Raw genomic sequence first — 12,402 nt, forward strand, 5'->3', positions numbered from 1 at the left:
GAACCACGCGTGACGCTGGAGACTGGAGAGTTGGGCCACCTTCACGGCCCGGGAGCGAGAAACATGAGAATCGAAGCCATCGCCACGTCGGTCGACGGCCCGCACTCCGCGGTGCTGGAGCCGACGTCGGCCACCATCGAGACCGGCGCGGTCACCATCGTCGACGGACCACCCGGCACCGGCCACACGGCGTTCAGCCTGCTGCTGGGCGGACGCCTCGTCCCCTCGTCGGGGCGGGTCCTGATCGACGGCGAGGCCGACGGGCAGCGGCTGCGCGACGTGGTCGCGCTGGTCGACGTCCCCGACGTCTCCGAGCCCGACGACGTCGTCTCGCTGGCGACCACGATGGGCGAGGAGCTGGCGATGGCGCGACGTCCGGCGGGCCGGGGCGACGTCAAGGACTGGCTCGACGAGCGCGCGGCGGCGCAGTGGCGTCGCACCCGCGTCGAGGACGTGCCGGCTGACGTGCGGCTCGCGCTCCTGGCCGACGTCGCGGCCCGACGGCCGGGCGTGGAGGCGCTGGTCCTGTGCTGCCCCGACCGCTACGGGGCCGACCCGCACGCGGCACTCGGCGTGGCCCACGAGCTGGCCGACCGCGGCCTCGCGGTCTGCCTCCAGCTGACCACGAACTCGCTGCGCAACGTCCGGGCCTCGCACACCACGCTGGGAGCCGTCCGGTGACCGCGCTCCGACTCGCGCTGAGCGAGCTCCGCCGCCTCACCGCCGGACGCATGCCGCGGCTGGCCGTGCTCGCGATCGTGCTGATCCCGACCATGTACGCCTCGCTCTACCTGTGGGCCAACCACGATCCCTACGGCAAGCTCGCGACCGTGCAGGCCGCGCTCGTCGTCGAGGACGTGCCCGCCGAGAGCGACCAGAGCGGCACGGTGCACGCCGGCCGCGACGTCGCCCACGACCTCGTCGAGGACGGCTCGTTCGACTGGCAGGAGGTCGACGCCGACGCGGCCGCCGCGGGCGTCGAGGACGGAACCTACCTGTTCGCACTCACCATCCCGCGCGGCTTCTCCACCGCGCTCGCCTCGACCGCGGACTTCGATCCCGCGCAGGGCACGCTGATCCTCACGACCAACGAGGCCAACAACTACCTCTCCTCGACGATCGCCGAGCAGGTCCTGACGAAGGTCAGCTCGTCGATCGCCGAGAACGTCAGTGAACGCGCGGCCTCGTCCTTCCTGCTCGGCTTCTCGACGCTGCACGACCAGCTGAAGAAGGCCGGTGAGGGCGCCGAGACCTTGGCCGACGGGCTCGTCAGCGCGCACGACGGAGCGCTGCGACTGACCGACGGCGCCAGCGACCTGGCCGACGGCGAGGCGCGTCTCGTCGACGGCCAGCAGCGGCTGAACAGCGGACTCGAGGATGCGGTGACCGGCGCCGGCCGGCTCGCGGACGGCTCGGGCGATCTCGCCGACGGCGCGTCCGAGCTGGCGTCCGGCGCGCGCCGGGTGGCCGACGGCACCGAGCAGCTGGCCACCGTGGCCGACCGCGTCGCCGACGCCGCCACGCAGGCCAGCGGCGACCTCGACCGCGCCCGCGAGGACATCGCCGAGCGCCTCGCCGACTCCGGTCTCACGCCCGAGGAGCAGGCGGCGGTGCTCGCCACCCTCGACGACCTGCGCCAGCCGCTCGACGAGCTGGGCGAGCGGGTGGAGACGACCACCGGTCAGATCGACCAGCTGGCCGACGGTGCCGATCAGGTGGCCTCAGGCGCGGGCGAGCTCCGCACCGGCGCGGACCGCCTCTCCACGGGCGCCGGCACGCTCCGCGACGGCCTCCGGACCGCGCAGGGCGGCAGCGCCGAGCTGCTCTCCGGCCAGCGCGACGCCCAGGCGGGCGCCGAGCAGCTGGCCGACGGGGCCGGCACCCTCGCGTCCGGACTCGAGAGCGCCCGCGACGGCTCGCGCGAGCTGGCCGACGGACTCGCCGACGGCGTGCGGTCGATCCCGGACCTCTCCGAGGAGCGCCGCGACGAGACGGCCCGGACGATCGCCTCGCCGATCCGCACCGAGGACGTCGCCCAGGCCTCGGCCGACAGCTACGGTGCCGGCCTGGCCCCGTTCTTCCTGGCGATCGGCGCCTGGGTGGGCGGCTACGTCATGTTCCTCCTGGTGCGACCGCTGTCGAACCGCGCGATCGCGGCCCGTCAGTCCCCGTGGCGCACGGCGCTCGGTGGCTGGCTCACGCCGGCCGTGCTGGCCGCGGCCCAGGTGCTCATCATGCTCACCGTGGTGATGTCGGTCGTCGGCATCGACGTGCTCCGCTCGACCCAGGTGGCGCTGTTCCTGCTGCTCGTGGCGGCCGCCTTCGTGGCGATCGTCCACGCGCTCAACGCCTGGCTCGGGCCCGTGGGACAGCTGCTCGGACTGGTCCTGCTGGTGCTCCAGCTGGCCAGCGCGGGTGGCACGTTCCCGTGGCAGACGCTGCCGCCCACGCTGCAGTCGATTCACCACGTGCTGCCGATGACCTACGCGATCGACGGCATCCGGCACCTGATGTACGGCGCGAGCCTGGACTCGCTGCCACGCGACATCGCGGTGCTGACGGCCTACGTCGTGGGAGGCGTCGCGGTCTCCGCGGCCGCGGCCTACCGACGCCGGATCTGGCGCGTCTCGCAGATCAAGCCCGAGATCGCGCTCTGAGCCTCAGCGGTCGCGCAGGCGTGGGGCGAGGTCGCGCTCGAACAGCTCGAGGAAGCGCGTCTGGTCGTGGCCCGGCGCGTGGAAGACGAGGTGGTTGAAGCCCCAGTCCACGTACTGGCCGATCATCTCCGCGACCTCGTCCGGGTCGGAGCCGACGATCCAGCGCTTCGCGATCTGCTCGATCGGCAGCGCGTCGGCGGCCGCCTCCATCTCGACCGGGTCGGTGATGGAGTGCTTCTGCTCGGGCGTCAGCGACAGCGGCGACCAGAAGCGCGTGTTCTCCAGCGCCGTGTCGAGGTCGGTGTCGTAGGACAGCTTGATCTCGATCATGCGGTCGGCGGCCTCGGGGTCGCGACCGGCCTTCTCGGCGCCCTCACGGAACGCCGGCAGCAGCTTCTCGGTGTAGAGCTCGGGGCCCTTGCCCGACGTGCAGATCGAGCCGTCGCCCATGCGGCCGGCGTACCGCGCCACGACCGGGCCACCCGCCGCGACGTAGACCGGGATCGGCTCGTCGGGGCGGTCGTAGATCGAGGCGTCGTGCGTGGAGTAGTACTCGCCCTCGAACGAGACGCGCTCGTCCGACCAGAGCTCGCGCATGAGCCGCACCGACTCGCGCAGCCGCGCGAAGCGCTCCTTGAACTCGGGCCAGTCCTGCTCGCCGGCGCCGCGGAAGCCCGTGGCGATCTCGTTGAGCGCCTCGCCCGTGCCGACGCCCAGCACGATCCGCCCCGGGTAGAGGCAGCCCATCGTGGCGAAGGCCTGCGCGATGACGGCCGGGTTGTAGCGGAACGTCGGCGTCATCACCGAGGTGCCGATGACGACCGAGCTGGTCCGCTCCCCCACCGCGGTCATCCACGCCAGCGAGAACGGCGCGTGGCCGCCGGTGTGCCGCCACGGCTGGAAGTGGTCGCTCGTCCAGACCGACTCCATGCCGTGCGCCTCGGCGGCGACGGCGTACTCGACGAGGTCGCGCGGGCCGAACTGCTCGGCCGACGCCTTGTACCCGAGCTTCAACGGCTGACTCATGTCGACTCCTTCGTGGCGTGGGCGGCGGCATAGACCACCTTGCGGGAGATCCCCGTGCGCCGCGCGACGTCCGCGACGGCGTCCTTCGTGCTCAGTCCCTCGGCGCGGGCCTCGTCCACCAGGGCGGCGAGGTCGGTCTCGTCGAGGTCGGCGGGGGCGGGCGGCTCGCTGCCGCTGACCACGATCGTGATCTCGCCCCGGACCCGCTCACCGTCGCCGGCCCAGGCGGCGAGCTCGGACAGCGGACCGCGCACGACCTCCTCGTGGGTCTTGGTCAGCTCGCGGCACACCGCGGCGGGCCGGTCGGCGCCGAACGCCTCGGCCATCGACTCGAGGGTGGCGGCGGTGCGGTGCGGGGACTCGAAGAAGACCATCGTGCGCTGCTCGTCGGCGAGGGCGCCGAGCACGCGGGACCGCTCGCCGGACTTGCGCGGCGGGAAGCCCTCGAAGCAGAAGCGGTCGACCGGCAGGCCCGAGACGGCGAGCGCCGTCAGCACCGCCGACGGCCCGGGAATCGCGGTGACGGGCAGGTCCTCGGCGACCGCCGCGGCCACGATCCGGTAGCCGGGGTCCGAGACGCTGGGCATGCCCGCGTCGGTGACCAGCACGACGGTCGCCCCGTCGCGCAGGTGGTCGAGCAGCTCGGTGGTGCGCTGCTGCTCGTTGCCCTCGAAGTAGGAGACGACGCGGCCCGGGACCTCGACGCCGAGGTCCGCCGCGAGGCGACGGAAGCGGCGGGTGTCCTCGGCGGCGACCACGTCGGCCGACGCGAGGGCGTCGGCCAGCCGGCCCGATGCGTCGGCCACCGTCCCGATGGGCGTCGCGGCGAGGATCAGCACCCCTCGATCCTGCCACGGACCCGCGCACGCGCCGGTCGGCCGTCGTCCGGGCCCCGCGACCGGAAGGTAACTGCGAGTTCAGAACACTCTCCCGCCGGGCGTCCCGTCTGGCTAGGGTGTGCGGGTGACCCTGCTCGACCGGATCAGCCTACGCGCGTGGGAGTGGATCGGCCCGATCGCCATCGCGCTCCTCGCGTTCGCCCTGCGGATCTGGAAGGTCGGCAGCCCGAACTCGCTCACCTTCGACGAGACGTACTACGCCAAGGACGCGTGGGGCCTCATCCACGGCGGCTACGCGCGCGACGCCGTCGAGGACGCGAACGGCCGCATCATCAACGGCGAGACCGACGTCTTCACGCAGGACCCCACGTGGATCGTCCACCCCGACGGCGGCAAGTGGCTCATCGCGTTCGGCGAGAAGATCTACGGCCTCACGCCGCTGGGCTGGCGCTTCGCGGCGGTCGTCGTGGGCTCGCTCATGGTGCTCGTGCTCGCGCGGCTCGTGCTGCGCCTCACCGGCTCGCTCGCGCTCGGCTGCGTGGCCGGGCTGCTGCTGACCCTCGACGGCCTGCACTACACGATGTCGCGCATCGCCCTGCTCGACATCTTCCTGGCGTTCTGGATCCTGTGCGCCGTCGCGTGCCTCGCCGTCGACCGCGACTGGCTGGGCGAGCGGCTGGCGCTCGACCGGCGCTACTACGCGTGGCGGCCGTGGCAGCTCGCCGCCGGCGCCTGCTTCGGCCTGGCCGTCGCCACGAAGTGGAGCGGCCTGTACGTCCTGGCCGCGTTCGGCCTCACGGTCGTGATCTGGGAGGTCTGGGCCCGTGGCCGCGTCGAGTCGGTGCAGGACGCCTTCGTCCGCGTGCTCCGGGTGGGGCTGCCCGCGTTCGGCTGGCTCGTCGGCGTCGCGCTCGTGGTCTACCTGCTCACCTGGACCGGCTGGTTGCTGCACCACGACGTGTTCGAGGCCCGCTTCGGCAACGGATACGGCGACGAGCCCGTGTGGGGCAGCGTCTCCGATCCCACGCGCGGTCCCCTCGGGGGCCTGATCGACGCGTTCCGCTCCCTGTGGTCGTTCCACGTCATGACCTGGAACTTCCACACGGGCGACTACCTCGCCTCGAAGTCCCACCCCTATGAGTCCAACGCATTCGGCTGGCTCATCCAGTGGCGGCCCACGAACGTCTCGTCGAACTTCGACATCGCCGCCGACGTGTGCGGCGCCTCGGCCGACTCCAAGTGCGTGCGCCAGGTGCTCACGCTGGGCAACCCGGCGATCTGGTGGGTCGGCACCCTCGGCCTGGTCACCGCGCTCGTCGCGTGGATCCGCAACCCCACGTGGCGCTGGAGCCTGCCGCTCGTGGGCGTCCTGGCCACGTGGGCGCCGTGGTGGATCACCTCGGGCCGCCCGATCTTCACGTTCTACGCCATCGCGATCGTGCCGTTCATGATCATCGCGCTGTGCCTGGTGTTCAGCGCGATCCGCCGTCGCATCCCCGACCGCTACTGGTGGCCGGGCCTCGCGGCCTACCTCGGCGTCGTCGCCGTCACGTTCTGGTACTTCTTCCCGATCCTGGCCAACCGGATCATCACGTACGACCAGTGGCGCGAGCGCATGTGGTGGGACCGCTGGATCTGAGACGATGCGCTGCACCGCGACATGAGAGGTCGTGGAGGCAAGGATCGAGACGATGGCCGGACCGGCCCACGGCGCGGGGTACGACCCGCCACTGAGCGACACGGCGCTGCTGGCGCGTGCGCAGGCAGGGGACACGTTCGCGTTCGGCACGCTGTTCGACCGGCACGTCAGCGCCGTCTACTGGCAGGCGCACCGGGTCGTCGGTGACGCGAGCGAGGCCGAGGACGTCTGCCAGGACACCTTCGTCACGGCGTGGCGTCGCATCGGCGACATCACGATCGTCGACCGCTCGATCCTGCCGTGGCTCATGGTCACGGCGCGCTACACCGCACTGAACGCCGGACGGAAGCGCGCTCGCCTGCACGCGGTCGACCTGGAGCACGAGCCGGTGGACCCCGGCGCGGACCCTTCCGGCCACGTGGAGGAGGCGGCGGTCGCGGCGGCCATCGACGCTGCCGTCGCCCGCCTCTCCCCCGTCGACCGACGGCTGTTCGAGCTGTGCGTCGACGGCGACCTGACCTATGAGCAGGCGGCCGCGGAGCTGGGCGTGACCCACGGGGCCGTCCGCAACCGCGTGTCGCGACTGCGGGCCCGCCTGCGCGGCGACCTGCGAGAGGAGCGTGCCCGATGAGCGGGACGGAGCTGCCGGTGCTGGAGCCGGAGCGGATCGAGCGGATGCGTGCGCACGTCATGGACGTCGTCGCCGAGGACGCGGAGGACGCGCGCCGGCGCCGACGGCGGGTGCGCGCCGCGTTCGCCGGCGCCGCGGCCGCGGCGGTCGTGGTGGTGGGTGGCGTCGGAGTGGGACTGGGCGGACCCGCCGGGACCTCCGGGGGCTCGGACTCGATGACCTCGAGCGACTCCGGCGCGGCGGAGGGTCCGACCTCCCGGTCCGACGCGGGCGGGGCCGAGGCCGACGAGGAGGTCGCCCCCGACGCCGAGCTGCCGACGAGCAGCACGGTCGTCACCACGGGCTCGATGTCGGTGGAGGTCGACGACGTGCGCGAGGCCGTCACCGCCATCCGCGTCTTCGTGGCCCAGCGGGAGGGGCGGATCGACGGCGAGAGCATCGAGAGCGGGACCCAGGGGTCGGCCTCGTTGACCGTGCGTGTCCCCGCCGGGGCCGTCGAGGCGCTGCGGCGCGAGCTGGACGAGCTCGGCGGGCCGGCCTCGGTGTTCCTCGAGCGCACCGACGAGGCGGCCACGATCGCCGACGTGGACGCGCGGATCGCGTCGCTCGAGACGTCGATCCGCCGGCTGCGCGCGATCATCGCCGAGTCCTCGTCGACGCGCGACCTGCTCGACGCGGAGGCCCAGCTGACCCAGCGCCAGAGCGATCTCGAGGCGCTGCAGGCCCAGCGGCGGGTGCTGCGCGACCAGACCTCGCTCGCCACGATCGAGGTGCTGGTGGTGCCGCGGGACACCGCACGGTCCGTCGAGCCCGGTGAGGGCTTCGTCGGCGGCCTGACGCGTGGCTGGAACGCCCTCGTCGCCACCGTCGACGGGATCGTCGCGTTCGCCGGTCTGGTCACGCCGTGGCTGGTCCCGGCAGGCCTCGTCGCGGCCGTCGTGCTGTGGCTCCGCCGCCGGAGGGCCCGCGCCTGACGAACGATGAGGCATTCGGCCCCGCTGGGGTGCCCGAATGCCTCATCGTTCGTCAGACCCCCGGGACGACGCCACCCCCGATGTGGCAGCGTGAGCCACGACACGGGCGACGGGCGCCCGGGACGACGGAGGTACGCGATGAAGCTCGGACTCAGCCTCGGCTACTGGGGTCAGGGACAGCCGCCGGGCCAGGCCGAACAGCTGGCGCTGGCCGAGGAGCTCGGCTACGACTCGGTGTGGACCGCCGAGGCCTACGGGTCCGACGCGCTGACCCCGCTCGCGTGGCTCGGCGCCTCGACCTCGCGCATCAAGCTCGGCACCGGCATCGTGCAGATGTCCGCCCGCACGCCCACCGCCACGGCGATGGCCGCGATGACGCTCGACCACCTCTCGAACGGACGCATGATGCTGGGCCTGGGCGTCTCGGGCCCGCAGGTCGTCGAGGGCTGGTACGGCCAGCCCTACCCGCGCCCGCTGGCCCGCACGCGCGAGTACTTCGACGTGCTGCGCCAGACGATCGCGCGCGAGCGGGTCGCGCACGACGGCCCGCAGATCCAGATCCCCTACCGCGACGTCTACGGCCTGAAGTCCACCGGCCTGGGCAAGTCGCTGCGCTCGACGCTGCACCCCGTGCGCGAGCAGATCCCGCTGCTGCTCGCGGCGGAGGGCCCGAAGAACATCGCGCTGTCCGCCGAGATCGCCGATGGCTGGATCCCGTTCTTCTACTCCCCCTGGGACGCCGAGTTCGCGCACACCGCGCTCGAGGAGGGCTTCGCGAAGCGCGCCCCCGAGCGGCTCCCCCGCGAGCAGTTCGAGATCGCCTGCCCCGTCCAGGTGATCGTGTCGGACGACCTCGAGGCCGCGGCCGACTTCATCCGCCCGTTCATCGCGCTCTACGTGGGCGGCATGGGCGCGAAGGGCGCGAACTTCCACTTCGACGCGGTCGCACGCCTGGGCTACGAGGAGGCCTGCGCGAAGATCCAGGACCTCTACCTCGAGGGTCGCAAGGAGGAGGCCACCGCCGCCGTCCCGCTCGACCTCGTGGAGAAGATCGCGCTGATCGGCCCGAAGGAGAAGATCCGCGACGACCTCGCCGCCTGGCGCGAGTCCGTCGTCACCACCCTCACGATCGGCGGCAACGCCGACACGCTCCGGATGATGGCCGAGCTCGTCCTCTGACGCTCCCCCTCGCAGACTGAACGAGGTTTCCTGTCACTTCGCGAGGTTCGCAAACCTCGCGAAGTGACGGTTTCCCCGGTTAACCGGGGAAACCGTCAGCCCAGCCGGAGCCCGAGGGCGGCGGCGCCGAGGCCGCAGGCGAGCATCGCCGCGGCATGGGCGGCGGCGAGCGAGAGGGCGCGCGGGCCGCGGGAGCGCGCCAGCAGAAACGCCTCGACGCTGGCGGCCGAGAAGGTCGTGTAGCCGCCGAGCAGGCCGGTGCCGAGGACGAGGCGCACGTCCGAGTCCGCGACCGTGACGGCCACCACCAGTCCCAGCACGAACGAACCGGTGACGTTCACCGCGAACGTCCCCAGCGGCACGGGGGCGCGCACCGAACGCGTGACGAGACCCTCCGCGACGAATCGCAGCACGGCCCCGACGCCGCCCGCGAGCGCGACGAGCGCGATCACCGGTCCCGCTCCGCGGCGGGAGGCCGGACGCCGCCGCCCACCAGGACGCCCGCAGCGGCCGCCAGGACGCCCAGCAGGACGCTCAGCACCCCGTAGGCCAGCCCGAGACCCACGGCACCACCCGTCAGCAGCCGCTCGACCTCGACCGCGAACGTGCTGTAGGTCGTGAATCCGCCCAGCACGCCCGCGCCGAGGGCCGGGCGCACGTACCGGAGCCGTCCGACCTCGCGTCCCGAGACCACGGCGACCAGCGCACCCAGCAGGAACGACCCGACGACGTTCACCGCGAACGTGGCCCACGGCCAGTCGCCGGCGGCCGGCGGGAAGGCCTCGGCCAGCGACGCACGCACGGCCGTGCCGACCGCACCGCCGATCAGGACGAGGACGAGCGCCACCGGACTCGCGTACAGCGGCCGCGCCTGCGACGAGGCGTCATCAGCGCGCACGGGACTCCTTCCGGCGACGGCGGGTGCGCGCCGAGCCTACGCCCCGCGAACGACAGCGCGGTGGACCGTGGCCGAGGCCACGATCCACCGCGCCGGTGGGGGGTTCGAGCTAGCGCTGGAGCTTGAACACGTAGACCCGGGTGACCGTGCGCGGCTTGCCGCCGGTCGGGGTGTACGTGGCCTTGACGCGCAGCTTCGTCGCGACGGCGGACTTTCCGCTCGCCTTGAGCTTCTTCTTCAGCTTCTTGATCGTCGAGCCCGACGGCTTGACCCAGACGGACGTGTGGCCCGAGGAGCCGACCTTCTTCGTGACGGTCTTCAGCGTGCCCTTCTTGGAAGGGCCGACCTTGATTTTGCCGGCACCGGGGAGGTCGAGCTTCAGCTTGACCGCGGCGGCACGGGAGTGCGCGGCGGGCTTGGGCAGCTTGAACACGTTGCTCGGGGCGACGGCGGGCTTGATGCCGGTGCGCACCGAGGTGTCCAGGATGCTGCGCCAGCCGCCGTCCTGACCGTCGGCCTGCGCGGGAGCCGCCCAGTACCAGTCCCACCCGAGGGAGACGACCAGGCCCTTGCCCTCACGCTTGGTGAAGACGCCGGCGTTGTCGTTGTCGGAGTCGGCGTACTCGACGACCGCGCCGGCCGGGAGGGTGGAGATCACGGCCGAGTTCGAGCCGTTGTTGTCCGGCAGCGCGGCCGGGCCGCCACGGAACGGGCTGCCCGCGGGGGCGCGCTTGGTCCAGCCGTCGTCGCCGGTGGTCTCGATCTTGTAGCCGAACAGCGTGTTGAGCGTGTCCTCGTAGTCCGAGGCGACCACGATGGTGCCGCCGTTGCGGACGAAGGACTTGACGGCGCTGCGGCTCGCGGAGCCGATGTTCTGCGCCCACGCGTCCCGCTCGAGCTCGGGCACGACCAGCGTGTCCTTGCCCTTCAGCGCCGCGGTGATGGCGGCCGGGGTGCTGGTGGTGAGCTCGGTGACCGTGTGGCCGTCGGCGCGCAGGCCGACGATCATGTTCGCGGCCTCGTGGCCCTCGTTGGTGGGGACGTCGGCCAGGGCGATGGTGTCGACGAAGCTGGGGTCGTTGAGGACGACGACCTTGGCGCCGGGCGCGGCGGCCGGGGCGGCCGTGGCGACAGGTGCGGCGAAGGCGAGAGCGCTCGTGACGAGGGCTCCGCCGAGGAGTCCGGACACGACTCGGTACTGGGTCTTCGGGGGGATCATGCGCGTGAGCCTAGGGGCGCGTGGTGCGGGAGTGTCGCGCTTTTTCGCGAAGGTGGTCCGAAGGAACCATCGCGTGTAGGAAGCTCGGATGAGGCGCGCGGGCCCGGAAAGTGAGCGACGCCCCCGGACCGGGTCCGGGGGCGTCGATGACGTGGAGCATAGGAGATTCGAACTCCTGACCTCTTCGATGCGAACGAAGCGCGCTACCAACTGCGCCAATGCCCCAAGGTCGTACATCAGGATAGCAACACGGTCCCCGGTGTCGCTCCTGCGGGGGTGGGTGACCGGCTCAGTGGCCGACGGCGCGCTGGTCGGAGCCCGCGTCGCCCTCGTCCATGCCGGGCAGCTCGGTCTGCTCGCCCTCGACGTGGCCCGAGGTCCACGCGCCGGGCTGGCCGAACTCGATCGTGCGCACCGTCCGGCCCGCGCGCGGCTTGCTCACGTAGGTGGGCACGGTGATCGGCAGCGGGTCCCACAGCGGCTCGCCACTCGTGGCCGAGACGCTGGGCACCGCGATCTGCAACTGCTCGTCGAGGGCGTCGGCGGCCAGCGGCGCGTCGGTCTCCATGACGTTGCGACGCTCGAGCGCGAGGTCCTCCACCTGGTCGGAGACGACGATGGTCATCTCCTCGTCGGCGGCGGTGCCCCCGACGGTGGTGGACCGGTCGGACCCGACACGGCCCGAGGCCCAGCCGAAGGCCCGGACGACGGACGACGGCACGGCGCGCAGCCCGCGCACGATACGGCCCTGCGAGGAGCCGCGGGCGATGCCGCGCTCCTGGCGCACCATGACGCGGCACAGGACCAGCCAGGCGACGATCAGGCCGACGCCGATCGCGGGCGTCCACACGGGAACGAGGCTGGCGACGGTGACGCCGGTCAGCACCGCCAGCACGGCCACGAGCGTCAGCAGCACGTTGCGGCGACGACGGGCCGCGATCTGGGCGGCCTCGCGCGTGACGCGCGGACGTTGCGCGTCGACCGCCGGAGAAGTCCGGTCGACGCGAGGGGAAGTCGAGGGGGTGGCGGGCTCGGCGCGCTTCGTCACGGGCGGGGCCACCTTCTTCGTGACGGAGGGCGCGGGACGCTCCTCGGCGGCCACCACGGTGCGGCGCGGCTCCACCACGCGACGCGTGGGACCGTCCTGGTCGAGGGAGGAGTTCTTGCCCGCCTCGTCGTAGCGACGCAGGACGAGCGGCACGAAGTACGCCGCCCACAAGGCGACGACGAACGCGACGATCAATCCGCTGGAACCCACGCTTGAAACCGTAGGTCGTGACGCGCTCGATCCGTGGGAGCCTGCCGGGTGTGTCGCACCAGAGTTCACGCAGGCCCCGTCG

General features: G+C 72.5%; 12 protein-coding genes and 1 tRNA gene. 6 read left to right on the forward strand and 7 right to left on the reverse strand.

The features are described 5' to 3' along the window. Nucleotides 1-63 precede the first annotated feature (63 nt). Both ACGWYL_RS02565 and ACGWYL_RS02570 read left to right on the forward strand, forming a co-directional pair. Nucleotides 64-681: a hypothetical protein gene (locus ACGWYL_RS02565; RefSeq protein ID WP_395486349.1), complete on the forward strand. Its 618-nt coding sequence runs from the start codon at nt 64-66 to the stop codon at nt 679-681. Then, the gene (locus tag ACGWYL_RS02570; protein ID WP_395486350.1) at nt 678-2,657 is read left to right on the forward strand and encodes a YhgE/Pip family protein; all 1,980 of its coding nucleotides are present in this window, start codon (nt 678-680) and stop codon (nt 2,655-2,657) included. Before ACGWYL_RS02565 ends, ACGWYL_RS02570 begins: the two co-directional genes overlap by 4 nt. Before the next feature lie 3 nt (nt 2,658-2,660). Here ACGWYL_RS02570 and fgd read toward each other — a convergent pair whose 3' ends face one another. Then, nucleotides 2,661-3,683 carry a glucose-6-phosphate dehydrogenase (coenzyme-F420) gene (gene fgd / locus ACGWYL_RS02575; RefSeq protein WP_179423052.1) on the reverse strand — a complete coding sequence of 341 codons (1,023 nt, stop codon included), beginning with the start codon at nt 3,681-3,683 and terminating at the stop codon, nt 2,661-2,663. Next, nucleotides 3,680-4,522 (reverse strand): 16S rRNA (cytidine(1402)-2'-O)-methyltransferase, encoded by an 843-nt coding sequence (gene rsmI / locus ACGWYL_RS02580; RefSeq protein WP_395486351.1) that lies wholly within the window; start codon nt 4,520-4,522, stop codon nt 3,680-3,682. The genes fgd and rsmI overlap by 4 nt, the downstream gene beginning before the upstream one ends. 124 nt (nt 4,523-4,646) lie before the next feature. Between rsmI and ACGWYL_RS02585 the strand changes: the two genes are divergently transcribed. The 4 genes from ACGWYL_RS02585 to ACGWYL_RS02600 all read left to right on the forward strand — a co-directional run bounded on the left by ACGWYL_RS02585 (nt 4,647) and on the right by ACGWYL_RS02600 (nt 8,945). Continuing rightward, nucleotides 4,647-6,161 (forward strand): dolichyl-phosphate-mannose--protein mannosyltransferase, encoded by a 1,515-nt coding sequence (locus ACGWYL_RS02585; RefSeq protein ID WP_395486352.1) that lies wholly within the window; start codon nt 4,647-4,649, stop codon nt 6,159-6,161. A 52-nt stretch (nt 6,162-6,213) separates the two neighbouring features. Then, the gene (locus ACGWYL_RS02590) at nt 6,214-6,792 is read left to right on the forward strand and encodes an RNA polymerase sigma factor (RefSeq protein WP_179423046.1); all 579 of its coding nucleotides are present in this window, start codon (nt 6,214-6,216) and stop codon (nt 6,790-6,792) included. Then, nucleotides 6,789-7,766, forward strand: a complete 978-nt coding sequence (locus tag ACGWYL_RS02595) for a DUF4349 domain-containing protein (protein WP_395486353.1) — start codon at nt 6,789-6,791, stop codon at nt 7,764-7,766. Before ACGWYL_RS02590 ends, ACGWYL_RS02595 begins: the two co-directional genes overlap by 4 nt. Before the next feature lie 138 nt (nt 7,767-7,904). Next, entirely contained in the window at nt 7,905-8,945 is a 1,041-nt protein-coding gene (locus tag ACGWYL_RS02600; protein WP_179423042.1) for an LLM class F420-dependent oxidoreductase, read from the forward strand. A gap of 95 nt (nt 8,946-9,040) precedes the next feature. On the opposite strand, the gene ACGWYL_RS02605 is transcribed toward ACGWYL_RS02600, so the two are convergent. The 5 genes from ACGWYL_RS02605 to ACGWYL_RS02625 all read right to left on the reverse strand — a co-directional run bounded on the left by ACGWYL_RS02605 (nt 9,041) and on the right by ACGWYL_RS02625 (nt 12,320). Next, nucleotides 9,041-9,397, reverse strand: coding sequence for a fluoride efflux transporter FluC (locus ACGWYL_RS02605; RefSeq protein ID WP_395486354.1), 357 nt, complete (start codon nt 9,395-9,397; stop codon nt 9,041-9,043). Further along, nucleotides 9,394-9,843 (reverse strand): fluoride efflux transporter FluC, encoded by a 450-nt coding sequence (locus ACGWYL_RS02610; RefSeq protein ID WP_395486355.1) that lies wholly within the window; start codon nt 9,841-9,843, stop codon nt 9,394-9,396. The genes ACGWYL_RS02605 and ACGWYL_RS02610 overlap by 4 nt, the downstream gene beginning before the upstream one ends. 109 nt (nt 9,844-9,952) lie before the next feature. Next, a complete protein-coding gene (locus tag ACGWYL_RS02615; RefSeq protein WP_395486356.1) occupies nt 9,953-11,062 on the reverse strand; it encodes a hypothetical protein in 1,110 nt (369 codons plus the stop codon). 152 nt (nt 11,063-11,214) lie between these two features. Further along, nucleotides 11,215-11,287: transfer RNA gene (locus ACGWYL_RS02620), tRNA-Ala, on the reverse strand. Nucleotides 11,288-11,351: 64 nt separating this feature from the next. Continuing rightward, on the reverse strand, nt 11,352-12,320 hold the full coding sequence (locus ACGWYL_RS02625; protein ID WP_395486357.1) for a hypothetical protein: 969 nt from the start codon (nt 12,318-12,320) through the stop codon (nt 11,352-11,354). Nucleotides 12,321-12,402 lie beyond the last annotated feature (82 nt).

Origin of the sequence: Aeromicrobium sp. JJY06, assembly GCF_044069275.1 — a bacterium.
GTDB classification, from domain to species: domain Bacteria; phylum Actinomycetota; class Actinomycetes; order Propionibacteriales; family Nocardioidaceae; genus Aeromicrobium; species Aeromicrobium tamlense.